This window comes from Rhizobium phaseoli, from assembly GCF_010668805.1.
Classification (GTDB): Bacteria; Pseudomonadota; Alphaproteobacteria; order Rhizobiales; family Rhizobiaceae; genus Rhizobium; species Rhizobium phaseoli_A.
In genome coordinates, this window is the sequence record NZ_WUFT01000019.1 from 81,101 (window position 1) to 99,034 (window position 17,934).

A 17,934-nucleotide genomic window follows, 5' to 3' on the forward strand; every position below is an offset into this window, starting at 1 on the left:
TTATTGGCCGAGGCGGGCAAGGAGGGCGGCGGCGCGCGGCGCCGGCCAGCGACGCACGACGAGGGGTTCCGGGCCGCTGGTGACATCGACGCCCTCGCCCGGCGCTAGCACCACCTGCTCGCCGGCCGGCCGATGGACGGCGACGCTGCCTCGGACGACCAGTACCGAGGTTTTGCCGCCTGCGACGTCGACGGCCCATTGCGTGCCGCGCACCGCAGCGATCGCCTGCGGCGTCACCACCTGAAAACCGCCCGTATGCTGGCTGCTGTCGACATCGACAAGGATGGCCTTGCGCCGCAGCGATGCCGAATCGGGGCTGCCGTCGCGGTTGCGGTCGGCAAGCCGGAAGGACGCGCCGGCCTCCGCCGTGATCTTTACCCCGCCGGGACAGGTGAACACCTGGCGGGCGCCGGAATCGCGCGCGATCGTGCAGCCGGCAGACTGCGCAAAGGCCGCCTCATGTGGAATGAGGCCGACAGCGAGTGCGGCGGCAAGCATGCTGCGAAGTGTCATATTCATGGAAAGCCCCCATGACCGTGCGGACAGCTTTTTCGAAAGCGCCCGCCAACCGTCTTCTTCCATGTCGGGCATGATAGCCGAATTCGGATATTTCCCTAGGTAAAAAAGCAAACCGCCACAATCGCAAGCCGATTTTTAACGGCTGGTATCGGTTTCCGGCGCTGGTCCGGCATAACGCGCCCGCGGCCGGATCAATTCGCCGCTGTCGATCTGCTCCATCGCATGCGCAAGCCAACCGGCGGAACGGGCAAGTGAGAACATGATGATCGGCGCCTCCTTCGGAAGATCGAAGGCGGCGGCCATCGCGGCAAGCGCGAAATCGAGATTGACCTTCTCGCCGACCATCGCTTCGCCGGCATCACGGAGGCCTGCAAATTCCAGCGGCAGGGGAAAATGCGAGAGCAGCGCAATAGCCCTGATATCGCCGTCGGGATAGAGCGGATGGCCAAAGGCCGACAGGCGATGGCCCTGGGCAAGCGTGCGGCGAACCGCCTGCTCCGCCCCAAGCGCCAAAGCCGTCTCGATCAAGGTGCCGACGCCCTGCCAGGCGGCACCATGCAGTGGCCCGGTCAGCGTCGCCAGGCCGGAAAGCACGGCGGCCGAAAGCGCAGCACCCGCCGATGCAGTGACCCGCGCCGCAAAGGTCGAGGCGTTGAGTTCGTGATCGGCAAGCAGCACCAGCGCCCGGCGCAGGCAATCGGCAGCATCCGGCCGCTGCCAGCTTTCCGCAAGCCGCAGATGCAGCGGCCGATCCGATGGCCCCGGCGCAAGCGCATCGGCGACGGTGGAGAGGACACCCTGCGCCTCGCGGCGAAGTGCCGTCGGCGATCGGCCGAGCGACGGCAAATCCGATGTTACCCGCCCTGCCAGCGCCAGGAACGCAGCCTGAAGCGATGGAGCGGCATACCCGGTGCCGGCTGCGGAGAACACCGCTGCCGCACCGTTCCAAAGCAGTGCCGCCGCCTGCTCCAGGGTCGCTGCTTCGGCGAAATCGGTCGCATCCCGTCCGCGATAGAAAAGCCGCCCATTGATGATGGTGGAGATTGCCGACGAGAGAACCGGATCGCCCCACTTTATCGCCTCGGCGGCAACGGTTTCGGTCTTGCGGCGGCCGGCATGACGCTCGGCAAGCCGCTGCACGTCGGTCGCCTGGTAGAGGCTGCGGCGTGGGTCGGCGGGATCGGCCTTGGCGCGTATGCGACCGCGGCTGACATTGGCATAGAGCGTCTGTGGCTTGGTCTTCAGCGCCCGTAGCGCCTCCTCGGCGGTCAGCCACGACATCGGAGCCTCATATTGATCAATTACGTCAAGATTGACGTCAATGAGAGTAGGTCGGATCATCCCGGCCGTAAAGGAGAAAACAAGATGAAAAACGGCTTGGAAGATGTCATTGCCGCCGAAACGCAGCTTTCGGATGTCGACGGCGAAGCGGGGCGGCTGATCATCCGCGGCATATCGCTGGATCAACTGGTCGCCGACGGCACCTATGAAGGTGTCGCGGCGCTATTGCTCGACGGGCTGATGGAACGAAGCTTCGGCGAAACCGAATTGCGCGGCTGGCTGGCGAAAGCCCGAACTGGAGTGTTCGATCATATCAAGGCTGCCGATGCCGCCCTGCTCGCCCTGCCTCCAGTCGACGCGATGCGGGCGCTGATCGCCCGGCTGCCCGACGGTGAGGACTTCGATACCGCGCTCAGCCTTCTGGCAGCGCCCGCAGTCTTCCTGCCGGCGGTTCTACGCCTGCAGCGCGGCGAAAAACCGATCGCGCCCAACGCCTCGCTGCCGCAGGCGGCCGATATCCTGCGCATGCTGACCGGCAAATTGCCGACCAGGGAGCAGACGGCGGCGCTCGACGCCTACCTCGTGACGATATCGGACCATGGCCTCAATGCCTCGACCTTCGCCTCGCGCGTCATCGCCTCGACACAAGCCGGCCTCACCTCTTCGGTCCTGGCCGCGCTGAGCGCGCTGAAGGGACCGCTGCATGGCGGCGCGCCCGGTCCGGTGCTCGACATGCTGGATGCGATCGGAACGGCGGCGAATGCCGGGCCATGGCTTGGCGAAGCGCTTGATCGCGGCGAACGGCTGATGGGCTTCGGCCACCGCATCTACCGCGTCCGCGATCCGCGCGCCGATGCGCTGAAGGGCGCCCTGAAGCCGCTGATATCAACCGGGCAGGTCGACAGCGCCCGTGGCGCGCTGGCGGAAGCCGTGGAAGCTGCCGCCTTGGCGATCCTGAAGCTGCGCAAGCCCAATCGGCCGCTTGATGTCAATGTCGAATTTTATACCGCGCTGCTGCTGGAAACGCTCGGCTTCCCGCGCCAGGCCTTCACCGGCGTCTTCGCGATCGGCCGCACCGTCGGATGGCTGGCGCATGCCCGCGAACAGGCGCTCGATGGCCGGCTGATTCGCCCGCGATCGGTCTATATCGGCCCGCTGCCGGCCGCCGCCTGAAGACTGACTCGGCAATAGAGCAACGATCCGATCCAGATCGCGCATAACCGCGCGATCTGGTACCGCACTCGTCAGACGAGGCGGCTCTGTTCCGTCGCCGCTTCGATGAAGCTGGCAAACAGCGGATGCGGGTCGAGCGGCCGGCTCTTCAGTTCGGGGTGATACTGCACGCCGATGAACCAGGGGTGATCGGGATATTCGATCGTCTCCGGCAGTACGCCATCCGGCGACATGCCGGAGAAGACGAGGCCGCAGCTCTCGAGCCTGTCCTTGTAGTCGACATTGACCTCGTAGCGGTGGCGATGACGCTCGGAAATATCGGTCGAACCGTAGATATCCGCGATCTTCGTGCCCTTCTTCAGCGCCGCCTTGTAAGCGCCGAGACGCATCGTGCCGCCGAGATCGCCGGCTGCCGTGCGTTTCTGCAACTCGTTGCCCTTGACCCATTCCGTCATCAGGCCGACCACCGGCTCCTTGGACGGGCCGAATTCGGTCGAGGAGGCGCCGGATACGTCTGCCAGATTGCGCGCCGCTTCGATGACGGCCATCTGCATGCCGAAGCAGATGCCGAAATACGGCACCTTGCGTTCGCGGGCGAAACGCGCCGCATGGATCTTGCCTTCCGAACCGCGTTCGCCGAATCCGCCCGGCACGAGGATGCCGTGCACCTTTTCGAGATAGGGTGCCGGATCTTCCTTTTCGAAGACCTCGGACTCGATCCATTCGAGCTTGACCTTGACGCGATTGGCGATGCCGCCGTGATGCAGCGCCTCGATCAGCGATTTATAGGCATCCTTGAGGCCGGTATATTTGCCGACGATGGCAATCGTCACCTCGCCCTCGGGCGTGCGGATGCGGTTGCAGACTTCTTCCCACGGGTCGAGACGCGGCTTCGGCGCCGGCTCGATGCCGAAGGCAGCCAGCACTTCGTCATCAAGGCCTTCCTTGTGGTAGGCGATCGGCACATCGTAGATATTGGCAACGTCGAGCGCCTGGATGACGGCGGACGGGCGCACGTTGCAGAACAGCGAGAGTTTGCGGCGCTCGGCTTCCGGAATTTCGCGGTCGGCGCGCACCAGCAGAATATCGGGATGGATGCCGAGCGCCTGCAGTTCCTTGACCGAATGCTGGGTCGGCTTGGTCTTGAGTTCGCCGGCCGCCGGAATGTAGGGCATCAGCGTCAGGTGGACGTAGACAGCGGTGCCGCGCGGCAGGTCGTTGCCGAGCTGGCGGATCGCCTCCATGAACGGCATCGCCTCGATGTCGCCGACCGTGCCGCCGATCTCGCAGATGACGAAATCGTAGTCGTCATTGCCCTCGATAACGAAATCCTTGATCTCGTTGGTGACGTGCGGGATGACCTGCACCGTCGCGCCGAGATAGTCGCCGCGCCGTTCCTTGTCGATGATGTTCTTGTAGATGCGGCCGGTGGTGATGTTGTCGGTCTTGGTTGCCGAACGGCCCGTGAAGCGTTCGTAGTGGCCGAGATCGAGATCGGTTTCCGCGCCGTCGTCGGTGACGAAGACCTCGCCGTGCTGGGTCGGGCTCATGGTGCCCGGGTCCACGTTCAGATAGGGGTCGAGCTTGCGAAGCCGGACCCGATATCCACGGGCCTGCAGCAACGCTCCGAGAGCCGCGGCCGCAATTCCTTTTCCGAGAGAGGAAACCACGCCGCCAGTGATGAATACGTATCGCGCCATGGGATTCACCGGATACCTTTTCAAAAACGATTCCACCAGCCCCAAAAATTCTTTTCCGGAATTTTCGGAGCGTGGCGAAGGAATCTGAACAAAAGAAAACCGGCAGACCCGAGGGCCTGCCGGCGGTTTATGTCGAAGACCGGTTTACTGTCCCGTCGGGACGCCGGCGGGCTGAACCGGTGCCTGCTCGGCCGGAGTTGCAGGAGCGGTTGCGGCCGGAGCAGTGGGTGCCGGAGCCGTCGTGGAAGGTACGGTAGCGGCCGGGGCCTGCGCTGCCGGCGCTGGTGCGGCCGGCGTTGCCGCTCCGCTGCTCGGAACGCCGTTGCCGGCCGGCTGACCTGCCGGCGCCTTCGCACCGCCGCCGAGCGAATCGAGAATGCCGTTGCCCTGCCCGCCGGTTGCCGGAATGCGGTCGAGAATGTCGCTCGGACGGCCTTGGTAACGCGTCAGTATGCCGAGGCCGAGCGAGGTCAGGAAGAACAGCGTCGCCAGGATCGCGGTGGTGCGCGTCAGCGCATTGGCCGTGCCGCGGGCCGACATGAAGCCAGAACCGCCGCCGATGCCGAGGCCGCCGCCTTCCGAGCGCTGGATGAGCACGACGCCGACAAGCGCGAGCACGATCATGAGATGAATGACAATCAATACGGTCTGCATGGGTCCAGTCCTGCCCGCCTGGAGACGGACAAAGTTAAGAATTCTGGCGGCTCTTTACATGAGGCTTTCGTCTATTCCAAGCCCTTCGGCCCGGAATAAACTTGGGAATTCACAATGCCTCAGGCGAGCAGCGCCTCATAAGCCCGGTAGATGGCGAGGAAGTCGGCGGCTTTCAAGCTCGCCCCGCCGATCAGCGCGCCGTCGACATTGGCGATGCCCATCAGCTCGCCGGCATTGGCCGGCTTGACCGAGCCGCCGTAGAGAAGGCGCATCTTGCGGCCTTCATCGCCGAAGCGGGCCACGAGCTCGGCACGCATGAAGGCATGCGCCTTTTCGACATCGCCTGATGTCGGCGTCACACCGGTGCCGATCGCCCAGATCGGCTCGTAGGCGATGACCGTGCTCTCGGCGATGGCGCCGTCCGGAACCGAGGCGGAAAGCTGACGCTTGATGACGTCGAGCGCCTGGCCTGTCCGGCGTTCATCCGCCGTCTCGCCGATGCAGATGATCGCCGTCAGCCCGGCGGCGAAGGCAGCCTCCGCCTTGGCGCGGACCAGATGATCCGTTTCAGCATGATCGGTGCGCCGCTCGGAGTGGCCGACGATGACATAAGTGCCGAAACAATCGGCAATCATCTCGGCCGAGATGTCGCCGGTATGCGCGCCTGACGGGTTCTGATGGCAGTCCTGCGCGCCGATCGCCAGCGGGCTGTCGGTGCAGAGCGCCGTCGCCACGTAGAGCAGTGTCGTCGGCGGGCAGATCAGCGCTTCGACCTTGTCGGCGAGCGGCGAGGCAACACCCTCGGCGATCGTCTTGATCTGATCCAGGGAGGCACGCATGCCATTCATTTTCCAGTTTCCCGCCACGAGCGGGCGCACGTCAGGTGTCATGCCAGCCTTCCAAATTCTGCATATGCCTTGGGCAATATCAAAAGCGCGCGGCAAAGAAAAGCATCATGCCCTTGACGTAAGGGGAATCTCGGCGATCCCGCCTATATTTCTGCCGAAAAACGCCAGGCAGCCCGCTTCAACCGGCGAGAATCCAGTTCAAGACCCGGCGCCAGTCGATCATCCGGATCGGCGTCCCGTGATTTCCGGTCTCAAACAGCGTGAAGCGCGTCGGATATTTTGCCTTGTGCAGGCTTTCGAACAGCGCCTGCTGGTCGCTGGCGGCATAGACCGGGTCGCGGCTGCCGTGAGCGAACCAGAGCGGCAGTTTCGTCTTGTAGAAGGCGCTCCTGGTGAAATCGGGATCGGCGACGCCGCTCATGACAAGCATGCCCTTCAGCCGCTTGACGCTGTCACTGTTACGCGCAATGCCCCAGCAGACCTGGCTGCCCATCGAGGCGCAGGAAAGGATGATCGGCCGGCCCGGCGATTGGGCGCTGGCATAACGGATGAGGCCGGCGATTGCCGCAACGCCATTGCTGTCGAAACTCCTGACCGTCGGCGAATAATAAACGCCGCCATTGCCGGCGACGAGGTTCTTCAGCCGGTTGAAATTGCCGCCGAAGCTGTAATCGTTGGCCCCCAGCCGTCGATCGCCGTCGCGGCCATGGATGAAAATTACCGTGAAGGCGGCATTTTCGGCCGGTCCCACCCTGGTGACATCGAGCTTGATGCCGTCGAAAGACAGCGTCTCGTCGGCTTGAGATTTGCGGATGCCGAGCGCCACATATTTCTGCTGCACCCGCTTTTGCGGGATCTGGTCGCGGCCGTTGATATCGCGCATTTCGTCATAGTCGATGACCTCGAAGGCACCGTCATCACCTGTCTGCAAGATGGCCTGTTTCGAGAACAGATCGTCCTTGAAAGGCGGCAGCGCATCGCCCGCCCACGCCGGGCCGACAGCAGACAGGATGGCCGCGGACAAGAAAAACGCCGCAATTGCGGTGATAATGGTGCAATGACTTGTGGACATTCGCATTCGGATGGTTCCTGAAGCCTGCCGCCGCTTGCCATTCCGCGCCCGGCAACGCAAATCATTTGGAAGAATCCCGCCAAATCAGGCGGTGTCGCGTATAGAGGTGCTTTCTGGCAAAATCTGCCTGATTCGCAAACGTGACATGAAATGCGGTGATTTTGGGTCGGCGGAGGATGCAAGCCCCAAGCCAGACCCAAGACAGGATGAAGATCTGAACGGATCCATGGACGATAACAACGACCTCTTTTCCGGAATGCCCCTCTCTGAAAAACGCGAGGAGGCGCAGAAGCCTGCCGCTCCGGCCGAGCGGCCGCCGGTCACGGCTGCCCCCGCCCCCGCCCCACCTGCTGCCGTAGCATCCGCTGCTGCCGGTGCTTCTGCGCGCCCGGCACCCACCGCGTCGAACTCGGACGAATACGGCGCCTCGTCGATCCGCGTCCTCGAAGGCCTTGAGCCGGTGCGCATGCGCCCGGGCATGTATATCGGCGGCACCGATGAAAAGGCCCTGCACCACCTCTTTGCCGAAGTCATCGACAACGCCATGGACGAGGCGGTCGCCGGACACGCCAATTTCATCGAGGTCTACCTCGACCTCGAGGGTTATCTCACTGTCTCCGACAATGGCCGTGGCATCCCGGTCGAGAACCATCCGCAGGTGCCGGGCAAGTCGACGCTCGAAGTCATCATGACCAAGCTGCATGCCGGCGGCAAATTCGACGGCAAGGCCTACGAGACCTCGGGCGGCCTGCACGGCGTCGGCGTCTCGGTCGTCAACGCGCTCTCCGACGACCTCGAAGTGGAAGTCGCGCGCAACCGCAAGCTCTACCGCCAGCGTTTCTCCCGCGGCCTGCCGCAGGGCGGCCTCGAAGAGTTGGGCGACGTCCACAATCGCCGCGGCACGCGCGTGCGTTTCCATCCCGACCCCCAGATCTTTGGGGATCACATGAAGTTCGATGCCGCCCGCGTCTTCCGCATGGCGCGCTCGAAGGCCTACCTGTTCGGCGGCGTCGAGATCCGCTGGAGCTGCGAGGCGGGCGTTTTGCCCGAAGGGTCCGAGGTCCCTGACAGGGCCGTCTTCCACTTCCCCGGCGGCCTGAAGGACTATCTCCAGGCGACGATGGGCAAGGAATTCACCGTCACCCGCGAGATCTTTGCCGGCAAGACCGAGAAGACCAGCGGCCACGGCTCGATGGAATGGGCGATCACCTGGTATGGCGGCGATCCGCAGGTTCATTCCTATTGCAACACCATCCCGACACCCGAAGGCGGCACGCACGAGGCGGGCCTGCGCATCGCGCTGACCAAGGGCCTGAAGGCCTATGCCGAGCTGACGCAGAACAAGCGCGCCGCGCAGATCACCACCGATGACGTGATGATCTCAGCCGTCGGCATGCTGTCGATCTTCATTCGCGAGCCGGAATTCGTCGGCCAGACCAAGGACAAGCTCGCGACCGTCGAGGCCCAGCGCATCGTCGAAAACGCACTGCGCGATCCCTTCGACCATTACCTAGCCGACAATCCGAACGAGTCGGCCAAGCTGCTCGATTGGGTGATCGAGCGCGCCGAGGAGCGGCTGCGCCGCCGCAAGGAAAAGGAAGTCAACCGCAAGACCGCGGTGCGCAAGCTGCGCCTGCCCGGCAAGCTCGCCGACTGCTCGCAGAATACCGCCGAAGGCGCCGAACTCTTCATCGTCGAGGGTGACTCGGCAGGCGGTTCGGCCAAGCAGGCGCGCAACCGCGCCAACCAGGCAATTCTGCCGCTGCGCGGCAAGATCCTCAACGTCGCCAGCGCCGGCCGCGAAAAACTCGGCGCCAATCAGCAGCTCGCCGATCTCATCCAGGCGCTCGGCTGCGGTACCCGCTCGAAATACCGCGACGAAGACCTGCGCTACGAGCGCATCATCGTCATGACCGATGCCGACGTCGACGGCGCCCACATCGCCTCGCTGCTGATCACCTTTTTCTATCAGGAAATGCCGGAGCTGGTGCGCGGCGGCCACCTCTTCCTCGCCGTGCCGCCGCTTTACAAGATCACCCAGGGGTCGAAATCCGCCTATGCCCGCGACGACAATCATCGCGCCGAGCTGATGCAGACGGAATTCAAGGGCAAGGCCAAGGTCGAGATCAGCCGATTCAAAGGTCTCGGCGAAATGATGCCCGCCCAGCTCAAGGAAACCACCATGGATCCGTCCAAGCGCACCCTGCTCAAGGTGCTGATCGACGAGGTGGATTTCGAGGGCACCCGCAGCGCCGTCGACGATCTGATGGGCACCAAGCCGGAAGCCCGCTTCCGATTCATTCAGGATCGCGCCGCCTTCGCCGAAAACCTCGATATTTAAAACATATAAGAGCGGGATAGACGTGGGTTCGGCGCGGCCTGCATTTTAGCATCCGCGATTTCACGGAACTGACGAAGAACCGTAACAAGGCCTTCAAACAACCGGCGCATGAAGCGATCGGTGCGCCTTCCCTCGGGGGAACAGTTGCGCCGGCTCGAACCGTTTCAACCCCCTGCCGGATCTTTGCCATGACCAAGCGTTTTCTCGCGGCTGCCGCTTTCATTCTTCTTTCCAGCACCGTCATCGCCAGCGCCACTGATATCCGCGCCACCGAGATCGGCGCCACCTTCGAGACCGCCTGCCCCTTCGGCGATTGCGCCGCCGGCATTTCGCTCTCCTATCTCGGTGAATTCGTCATCCCCACAGGTTACATGGAAAACGGCGTCGAATTCGGCGGCATTTCCGGCCTCGACTTCGATGCCGCCACCGGCCACTATCTCGCCATCAGCGACGACCGCTCCGAACGGGCTCCGGCCCGCTTTTATGAACTCGACGTCGATGTCGGCGCATCCGGCCTCAAAGGTGTTTCGGTCGTCAAGCAGGTCACGCTGAAGGACAAGAACGGCGAGCCCTTCGCCGCTAGGACCGTCGACCCGGAATCGATCCGTCTCGGCAAGGACGGCATCTATTGGGGCAGCGAAGGCGACGGCAAGGCGCTGCTGCCCCCCTTCGTCCGCGTGACAGCACCGGATGGCTCGTTCGTGCGCGAATTCAAGCTGCCGCAGGGCTTTGCTCCCACAGCCGACAAGTCGGCTGGCATCCGCGACAATCTTGCCTTCGAGGATCTCGCCGTCGCGCCCTCCGGCGACGTCTTCGTCGGTGTCGAAGCCGCGCTCTATCAGGATGGCCCCAACCCCTCGCTGACGTCGGGCAGCCTGTCGCGTATCATCCGCTACGACGGCGCGAGCGGCGAGCCGAAGGCCGAGTATGTCTACCCGGTCTCACCGATCCCGCAGGCCACCACCAAGACCGACGGCGGCAATGATAACGGCATGTCTGAAATGCTTGCGCTCGACGACCATCGCCTGCTCGCCGTCGAGCGCAGTTATGCCCAGGGCTACGGCAACACCATCAAGATCATGATGATGCATCTGGCCGACGCCACGGATGTTTCCGCCATCGCTTCGCTCGCCAAAACCGACCAGCGCGTCGTCCCCGTCCGCAAGAGCCAGGTCCTTGATTTGAGAGCGATCGGGCTCGTCCCCGACAATATCGAGGCCATGTCGCTGGGCAAGGCCAAAGACGGCACCGACGTTCTCATTCTCGGTTCAGACAACAATTTCTCGACCGGCCAGAAGACGCAATTCTACGCCTTCAAGATTTTACGCCGTCCGCAGCAGTAAGACGCTCGGTCTGGCGGCCGATTGGCGACGCTTTGTATACGCTTTCACGGTGCGGACCTTGAAACCGCCGGGTTGATGGCCCATAACCAGAGTACAAGAAAAAGAAGAGGCGCGCGTGGGTGTGTTCGACCGTCAGAAAAGCAATCATGAACCGCGATGGCTCGGGTCGTCGGCGCAGACACGCACGCCGCTGATTCCCTCCATATCGGCTGCGCGCTGGCTGCTTGTTCTGATCGTCGCGGCCGGTGTCTACTTCTTCTACGGCTTCCTCGTACCGGTGCTGGCGTCGCTGGTCATCGGCTTCGCCAGCTGGCCGCTCTACCGCAAGCTTCTTGCCCGCGTCGGCGGCAATACGACGATCGCCGCCACCATCGCCATCATCATGATCATCACTTTCCTGGTCATCCCGATCGGCCTCGCCGTCACCTATACGACGGGTGAAGTGCGCACCTGGGTTGCCTGGGCAATCCACGCCAACCGCACCGGCGCCCCGACACCGGCCTGGATCGTCGCGCTGCCATGGGCAGGCACCTATCTCGATGAAGTCTGGACCAAATATATCGGCAGCCCCGGCGCTCTGGGCGAGGTCATCCAGGCGGTCAGCGGCGCCAATATCGGCAATATCTACCGGGCCGTGCTTGCGGCCGGCGGTGGCGCGTTCCATCTCCTGCTGACGCTGCTGTTCATGCTGATCGCGCTGTTCTTCGTCTATCGCGACGGCTTCTCCTTCTCCAAGCAGATCGACATGCTCGGCGAACGCATCCTGCCGAACCGCTGGGAGCGCATTTCCCGCGTCGTGCCGGCGACGATCAGCTCGACCGTCATGGGCATGACGCTGATTGCGATCGGCGAAGGTATCGTGCTCGGCCTTGCCTACTGGATTGCCGGCGTACCGTCGCCGGTGACACTCGGCGTGCTGACGGGCGTCATGGCGCTAATCCCGGGCGGTGCACCACTCTCCTTCACGCTGGTGTCGATCTATCTGCTGGCAAGCGGCTCGCATGTCGCCGGCATCGGGCTTTTCGTCTGGGGAACGGTCGAGCTCTTCATCGTCGACAAGACGCTGCGGCCGAAACTTGTCGGCGGCCCGATCAAGCTGCCCTTCCTGCCGACCTTCTTCGGCCTCGTCGGCGGCGTCAAGACAATGGGCTTCCTCGGCCTCTTCATCGGCCCGGTGCTGATGGCCCTGATCGTCGCCATCTGGCGCGAATGGATCCACGAGGCCCGCAACGCCGACAAGAGCGGGACGGGACCGCAGGTCCTCATCGACGAACAGGCCCCGCCGGCAATCCCCGGATCGCCGAAAGCGATCCCCCGTATTGCCGAAGGCTGAAAAAGTCTTGTTGCCGAAGGCTGAACAGGTCCTATCGCCGAAGGCTGAAAAAGCCTTCGTGGACCGTCACCCCAGCCGCTTTTCCATAAACAGGCTGAGCGGGTCCGGCAGATAGCTGCCGAAAGGTTCGATGTCCCGATATCCGTATTTGCGGTAGAGAGCGATCGCCTCGGGCTGGTAGATGCCGGTTTCGAGCCGGATCGCCGATAGCCGCTTTTTCCCAGCGATCGCTTCGAGCGCATTCATCAGGCCGCTGGCGATCCGCAGCCCTCTCGCCTCGGGATCGACGAACATGCGCTTGATCTCCGCCGTGCCGTCGCCGGCCTCGACCAGCGCGCAACAGCCAACGATCGCATCGCCGTTGCGCGCGACCAGAAAGCTCACCGAAGGTTTCTCCAACACCGAGAGATCGACTAGATGGTTGCTCTCCGGAGGATAGAGCGACTGCGCATAGGCATCGGACAGATCGAGAAGGCGGATGACGCCGTCCTGACGCGGCGGTTCCAGGGCGATGGTGACGGACATGCTGCCTCTTTTTGCCGGGCAGGCACAATTTTTTCCGAGATGACCAAGAGTTAATGCTCCTGCCTTCATTCGGTTGGAATTGCGCCCTCTAAGACGATGCCATGCTCAATAGCCAAGGAGGCAAAATATGCAAGCGGTGCTGATCGCGATGACCATTCTCGGTTGCGACGATTCCATCAGCCAGTGCAGCTATGTCGCGACGGTCGACAAACGCTGGGAGACGGTTGCCGCCTGCGATGCCGAAGCCGAACGCCGGCTGAAAACCTATGCCAATGTCAGCTATCCCTCGGTGATCGCAGTGTGCGAAGCGCCAAAAGCACTCGCCGCCGCCGAACCACCGAAGCCGGCGCCCGTACCGCCAGCCGTACCCGAAGCTGCCGAACAGAGCCCCCAGGGACTGCTTGGCTTTGCCGACGACATTGCCGGACAGGTCCGCGACCATCTGCCCTCCGGCAGGAGCGTCAAGGACACGCTGTCCAAGCCCGTGCACTTCGTCTCCGCCAGCTATTCCTGGGTGGTGACGAGGCTGGCCGATTAGGCTGCCCCGTGGTGGCAAACTCATTCAGTGGAAATGTCGTCAGGCCAAATTTGGGCGCCGTGGAGGACGCGAAGAATCCTGATTCGGTCTTCGTGCACGACGTATGCGGCGATGTACGGCGTGCTTGGGATTACCAATTCCCGAGTGCCTGCGATCCTTCCCGGTTTTCCGCTTTCCGGAAATTCGACAAGGCGGCGAACGGCAAAAACGATTTTCTGGTCGACATGAACTGCCGCCCTTGGATTCTCGATCTCAATGTATGTGAAAATATTATCTCGGTCGGATATGGCACACCTACAGCGCCGCGCGTCTTTCAGACGCGCAAAGGACGCTGTAGCACTTTGAATTGCTGCATAATTTTGTCCTTAAATCGATTCCGATTTAACGAATTATGCAGTGCCCAGACAAGCTTCACGATTTAGCCGCCTGGCTCTTCCGTATTGCGGCCGCGCGCCTCTTCTCGAAGCCAGCCTCGACATCGGCATCATCAACATCCGCTCGCGTGTCATTGAGAGCTTCAAGGACCTTCCCGCGAAACCATGCGTCATAAGCGTCGCTGTTGCTGATGAGCTCGAGGGGCAGAGCCCCCTCATTTGCCGTGCGGGTCAATAAAATGCGGACGACATCCGACACTGTCAGGCCCATGTCTTCCAGAACAGCCGTAGCACGATCCTTGACCGCAGCATCTATGCGAGTTTGTACGAGCGCGTTTGATGCCATGTCAGGCCTCCTTGGATATGCTTCAATGTAATGCAATTGAATGACATATTCCAGCCAGGATCAATTTTATCCAGAGCAGGATGCCGAACCGTATGAGCGGTTGTTGAATGGCGTCCCGTTCTATGCGGCTGCCAGCGCCGCATAGACGCGGGCCGATTGCCGCTGTTCGGCAACTCCAAGCTTTTCCACCATGTCGAGCAGCTCGCCGACCGCGCCGTGCGCGTCGTGATGGCGGAATTTTTCGAGAAGTCGGCCGCAGACATTGCCGAGCACGCTGCCCGGGGCTTTTCTCGCAGCCTCGCGCCATAAAAGCGTCGCCTCGACGAAAATAACGCTGATGTCCCTGGACAGGCCGGCGGACTCATAGAGCGCGCGCACGGCATGCATGCGCCCGGTCGCCAGGATCGAGCGCACTCGGCGCTCGCCGCAACCCGTCAGCTCGACGATCGCGCCTGCGAAGAAATCCACCTTGCCGGCGCAGAGCGCGTGCATCAGGAAGGACGGCGTCAGCCGGCCGTTGAGGCGCAGATGCTCGACGAGATCGGGTATCTCGCGCGGCGCGATATCGCCGGCGATTGAAACGATGGCAGCCTCGGTCGCCTCGCGGCTGATGCGCTGGAGCCGCTGCAGGCCGATCGCCGCCTGTGCGAGCGGCAACCCGACCAGCGCATTGCTGACATGCTGGGTGAGCAACTGCCGGGCATCGGCGGGAAGGTCGCTGCGGTCGAAAAGCAGGTTGCGGATGTCGCAGCAATCACCAAGTCGTTCGGCGATGCGTTTCAGCGATTGGCTGGAAATCGCCGCGCCGTCGTTCTCGAGCAGGCAGAGCAGCTCTTCCTCGTCGCCGACCTCCGCAAGCGCTGCGCAAACCGGGCGCGTCACATGCGCCCGCACCGCGATCAGCATGCGGGTGGCGCCGCTGCCGCGCGCGGCAAGATCGACGAGATCGGCATCGCTCAACAGCGGCGAACAGGTCACCGCGTGGCAGGCGACCTCGGGCTGGTCTTCGGCAAGCAAAAGGATCAGGCTGCGCGGCGCATCGGGCGACCAGGCGATCGCCTCGGCAAGTGCCAGCCGCACGCGTGGCGAAGGATCGTCGAGCAGAAAGGTCATCGCCATCTCGGCTGCCGCCCGCTCCTCCACCGTCATCTCGGACTGAAGATAGGCTCGCCCGAGCGCGTTTGCGGCCCGGGCTCGGTCACCGGTCTTGGCCGTTTCGATCCAACGAAGAAAAGCTTCTACGATCACGCGACGCCCCAGCACTTGAACGCGATTCCCTCGCGTTTCATTCAATGCTGCGACCGTAGCGACAAAAGGTTTAAGATTGGTTCACCATATTTCTTAAGTCTTTGTGCGCCTTGCCGGTTCGGCTCATCCCTGCTGTGGCTTCGGCCGGAACATTTCGAAGACCTCGCTGGCTTCGCTGTAGTCCATATAGCCCAGACGCGCGACGGGGCGGGCGAGCGACATGTCGAGGCGGCCATCCCTGACGATCGCCTCGTCGATGCGGATGCCGACCACCTCACCGAAGATGACGACGTTTTCGGACGGTTCGCCCGACAGCGTCTTCGGTTCGATGATCTCGGTAACCTTGCATTCGAGCACCGCGAAAGCCTCGCCGACATAGGGCGCGTCGATCAGTTCGGCCGGCTTCGGCGTCAGGCCGGCGAAATCGAATTCGCTGTCGCCGTAGGGCAGCGCCGCCGAGGAAAGGTTCATCTTCTCGGTGAGATTTCGGCTGACGAAATTGCAGGTGAAGACACCGGTCTCGGCCGCATTTCGCTGGCTGTCCTTGCGCCCGCTGGAGGAAAACATCACCAGCTTCGGCCGGTCGGAAACCGCATTGAAGAAGGAATAGGGGGCGAGATTGATCGAGCCGTCCCTGCCCTTGCTGCCGATCCAGCCGATCGGCCGTGGTGACACGATCGCCTTGAACGGATCATGCGCCAGCCCATGCCGGTTGCTGTCGGTGGTGTAAAACATCAGTCCTCTCCGCCGACCCAGGTCACGGTATCGGCAAGTTCCGGCCGCGGCCGCTCGATCGCCGGAAATGTCGTCGAGCCGATATGGATGAAGCCCGCGACCTTTTCATCCGCGCCGACGCCGAGCAGCGGATAGGCGCGCTCGTCATAGGCGAACCATTCCGTCAGCCAGTTGGCGACATAACCGCTGGCATTGGCAGCGAGGATGAGGTTGAAGCAGAGCGCGCCGGCCGACATCACCTGCTCCCATTCCGGGATCTTGATGTGCGGCCCCGCCTTGCTGACGACCGCGACGACCACGGGCGCGCGGGTGAAACGGGCGCGCTCGACCTGGATCATCTCTTCGGAAAGCTCGGGTTTCACCGCGAGTGCCAGCTTTAGAAGCTCCTCGCCGAGACGGGCGCGCTCGTCTCCGCGATAGACGATAAAGCGCCATGGCGCGATCTTGCCGTGATCGGGAACACGCGAGGCAAGACGTAGGATTTCCTCGATCTCGGCCTTCTCGGGGCCTGGTTCGCACATCTGGAAAGCGGGGATGGAGCGGCGCACGGCGAGGTAGTCGATCAGCTTGATATCGGATTTCATGCGGGAGAAACTCTCATTTTTATGCTGCTGCAAAGGGCGGGTCTTGAATTTGCCATCGCGTTGGTCTTGAAGTGGCCTTTGCGATTTCAGAAGTCAATCGGTTCACGAAACAGATGTTTGGCATTTCGCCTCTTGCACGCATCGGCCTTGCCATCGCCCTGACGATCCTGACGCCGCTGGGCGCCGGCGCTCAGGATGCCTTCAAGGAATTCAAGCAGCTTGAATCGACGCCGAAAATGCCGAAGCTCGATGCCTTCATCGCGCCCAGCACGGCGCCTGAAGGGGTCAAGCTGCGCGACGTTGCGATGGAAGCCAAGCTGACGGCGGACGGCACGCCGGTCGAGGAAGGCCTCTCCTGGTACGTCTTCAGCCCGATCGCCGGCACCGACGGCAAGCTGCCGCTGATCGCCAGCGCCAAGGGCGGACCTGCGGCCTTCCAGCTCGCTCCCGGCGATTATTTCGTCAACGTCTCCTTCGGCCGCGCCGGCGTCACCAAGAAACTGACCGTGCCCGCTGACGGCGAGGTCGACAAGCAGGTGATGGTGCTCGATGCCGGCGGCCTGCTGCTCAATGCCGTCTCCGGCACCGATGCCCGCATCCGTCCCGACCAGTTGAGCTTCTCGATCTATTCCTCGGAAGTGCGCGACGACGGCGAGCGCGGCCTCGTCATGGCCGATGTCTCGCCGAATACCGTCGTCCGCCTGAATGCCGGCACCTATCACATCGTTTCCGAGTATGGCAGCGTCAACGCCGTCATCCGCGCCGACATCCAGGTCGAAGCCGGCAAGCTGACCGAAGCGACGATCCAGCATCGCGCCGCGCAGGTCACCTTCAAGCTGGTCTCTGATGCCGGCGGCGAGGCGATCGCCGATACCGCATGGTCGATCCTGACGGCGGCCGGCGACAGCGTCGGCGAAAGCGTCAGCGCCTTCCCGACCATGGTCCTTGCCGAAGGCGGATATTCCGCCGTCGCCCGCAACAAGGACAAGATCTACCAGCGCGATTTCACCGTCGTCGCCGGCAGGAATACCGATGTCGAGGTCCTGATGAAGGACCAGCAGCCGCAGCCGCCGGTGAACGACGCGGCTCGCACGGTGCAGCAAGTGCCGATCGGCACGCCGCCGCCACCAGGCGTCCAGCCGGCCCCTGTGGCGCCACTCCCGTCCTACGAACAGCTTGCGCCGCAAGGCGGCGACGACTCCAGTCTCGATTGATTATACGCGAGCGGTTTGGGTTCAGCCGAGATGTTTGCTTCGGCGGGGCCACGGACAAGACTGGCTCGTGATGCCGATCAAAAGCGTTCAGGGCGCGTGTCCCATC

18 protein-coding genes are annotated in these 17,934 nt (G+C 62.9%); 6 read left to right on the top strand and 12 right to left on the bottom strand.

The window, feature by feature from the left end:
• Together GR197_RS25325 and GR197_RS25330 are read right to left on the bottom strand one after the other, a co-directional pair.
• Positions 1 to 519 (bottom strand): FecR domain-containing protein, encoded by a 519-nt coding sequence (locus GR197_RS25325; RefSeq protein ID WP_164014548.1) that lies wholly within the window; start codon positions 517 to 519, stop codon positions 1 to 3.
• Between the two features lie 135 nt (positions 520 to 654).
• Positions 655 to 1,800 carry a citrate synthase gene (locus GR197_RS25330; RefSeq protein ID WP_204330384.1) on the bottom strand — a complete coding sequence of 382 codons (1,146 nt, stop codon included), beginning with the start codon at positions 1,798 to 1,800 and terminating at the stop codon, positions 655 to 657.
• An 84-nt stretch (positions 1,801 to 1,884) separates the two neighbouring features.
• Between GR197_RS25330 and GR197_RS25335 the strand changes: the two genes are divergently transcribed.
• Positions 1,885 to 2,973, top strand: coding sequence for a citrate synthase/methylcitrate synthase (locus GR197_RS25335; protein WP_164014552.1), 1,089 nt, complete (start codon positions 1,885 to 1,887; stop codon positions 2,971 to 2,973).
• Between the two features lie 71 nt (positions 2,974 to 3,044).
• Here the strand turns inward: GR197_RS25335 and GR197_RS25340 are convergent, their stop codons facing one another.
• From GR197_RS25340 to GR197_RS25355, 4 genes are all read right to left on the bottom strand, one after another.
• Positions 3,045 to 4,673: a CTP synthase gene (locus GR197_RS25340; RefSeq protein ID WP_164014554.1), complete on the bottom strand. Its 1,629-nt coding sequence runs from the start codon at positions 4,671 to 4,673 to the stop codon at positions 3,045 to 3,047.
• Between the two features lie 144 nt (positions 4,674 to 4,817).
• Positions 4,818 to 5,327, bottom strand: a complete 510-nt coding sequence (secG, locus tag GR197_RS25345) for a preprotein translocase subunit SecG (protein WP_164014556.1) — start codon at positions 5,325 to 5,327, stop codon at positions 4,818 to 4,820.
• Between the two features lie 119 nt (positions 5,328 to 5,446).
• On the bottom strand, positions 5,447 to 6,217 hold the full coding sequence (tpiA, locus tag GR197_RS25350; RefSeq protein WP_164014558.1) for a triose-phosphate isomerase: 771 nt from the start codon (positions 6,215 to 6,217) through the stop codon (positions 5,447 to 5,449).
• A 136-nt stretch (positions 6,218 to 6,353) separates the two neighbouring features.
• Positions 6,354 to 7,253 (bottom strand): alpha/beta hydrolase, encoded by a 900-nt coding sequence (locus GR197_RS25355; protein WP_164014560.1) that lies wholly within the window; start codon positions 7,251 to 7,253, stop codon positions 6,354 to 6,356.
• A gap of 220 nt (positions 7,254 to 7,473) precedes the next feature.
• Between GR197_RS25355 and parE the strand changes: the two genes are divergently transcribed.
• The 3 genes from parE (at position 7,474) to GR197_RS25370 (ending at position 12,264) form a co-directional block, all read left to right on the top strand.
• On the top strand, positions 7,474 to 9,588 hold the full coding sequence (gene parE / locus GR197_RS25360) for a DNA topoisomerase IV subunit B (protein WP_164014562.1): 2,115 nt from the start codon (positions 7,474 to 7,476) through the stop codon (positions 9,586 to 9,588).
• Positions 9,589 to 9,776: 188 nt separating this feature from the next.
• Positions 9,777 to 10,931 carry an esterase-like activity of phytase family protein gene (locus GR197_RS25365; RefSeq protein WP_164014564.1) on the top strand — a complete coding sequence of 385 codons (1,155 nt, stop codon included), beginning with the start codon at positions 9,777 to 9,779 and terminating at the stop codon, positions 10,929 to 10,931.
• Between the two features lie 115 nt (positions 10,932 to 11,046).
• Positions 11,047 to 12,264, top strand: a complete 1,218-nt coding sequence (locus GR197_RS25370) for an AI-2E family transporter (RefSeq protein ID WP_164014566.1) — start codon at positions 11,047 to 11,049, stop codon at positions 12,262 to 12,264.
• A 66-nt stretch (positions 12,265 to 12,330) separates the two neighbouring features.
• On the opposite strand, the gene GR197_RS25375 is transcribed toward GR197_RS25370, so the two are convergent.
• Positions 12,331 to 12,789 carry a GNAT family N-acetyltransferase gene (locus GR197_RS25375; protein ID WP_164014568.1) on the bottom strand — a complete coding sequence of 153 codons (459 nt, stop codon included), beginning with the start codon at positions 12,787 to 12,789 and terminating at the stop codon, positions 12,331 to 12,333.
• 127 nt (positions 12,790 to 12,916) lie between these two features.
• On the opposite strand from GR197_RS25375, the gene GR197_RS25380 reads away from it, so the two are divergent.
• Positions 12,917 to 13,327 (top strand): hypothetical protein, encoded by a 411-nt coding sequence (locus GR197_RS25380; protein WP_164014570.1) that lies wholly within the window; start codon positions 12,917 to 12,919, stop codon positions 13,325 to 13,327.
• Between the two features lie 20 nt (positions 13,328 to 13,347).
• Here the strand turns inward: GR197_RS25380 and GR197_RS25385 are convergent, their stop codons facing one another.
• From GR197_RS25385 to GR197_RS25405, 5 genes are all read right to left on the bottom strand, one after another.
• Positions 13,348 to 13,644, bottom strand: coding sequence for a type II toxin-antitoxin system RelE/ParE family toxin (locus GR197_RS25385; RefSeq protein WP_204330389.1), 297 nt, complete (start codon positions 13,642 to 13,644; stop codon positions 13,348 to 13,350).
• Between the two features lie 94 nt (positions 13,645 to 13,738).
• A complete protein-coding gene (locus tag GR197_RS25390; RefSeq protein WP_164014572.1) occupies positions 13,739 to 14,047 on the bottom strand; it encodes a type II toxin-antitoxin system RelB/DinJ family antitoxin in 309 nt (102 codons plus the stop codon).
• A gap of 120 nt (positions 14,048 to 14,167) precedes the next feature.
• Positions 14,168 to 15,310: a DUF2336 domain-containing protein gene (locus GR197_RS25395; protein ID WP_164014573.1), complete on the bottom strand. Its 1,143-nt coding sequence runs from the start codon at positions 15,308 to 15,310 to the stop codon at positions 14,168 to 14,170.
• A gap of 108 nt (positions 15,311 to 15,418) precedes the next feature.
• Positions 15,419 to 16,030, bottom strand: a complete 612-nt coding sequence (locus GR197_RS25400; protein ID WP_164014576.1) for a flavin reductase family protein — start codon at positions 16,028 to 16,030, stop codon at positions 15,419 to 15,421.
• Positions 16,030 to 16,614, bottom strand: coding sequence for a nitroreductase family protein (locus tag GR197_RS25405; RefSeq protein ID WP_164014578.1), 585 nt, complete (start codon positions 16,612 to 16,614; stop codon positions 16,030 to 16,032). Before GR197_RS25405 ends, GR197_RS25400 begins: the two co-directional genes overlap by 1 nt.
• Positions 16,615 to 16,727: 113 nt before the next feature.
• On the opposite strand from GR197_RS25405, the gene GR197_RS25410 reads away from it, so the two are divergent.
• Positions 16,728 to 17,828: a hypothetical protein gene (locus GR197_RS25410; protein ID WP_164014580.1), complete on the top strand. Its 1,101-nt coding sequence runs from the start codon at positions 16,728 to 16,730 to the stop codon at positions 17,826 to 17,828.
• The last annotated feature ends 106 nt before the right edge of the window (positions 17,829 to 17,934 follow it).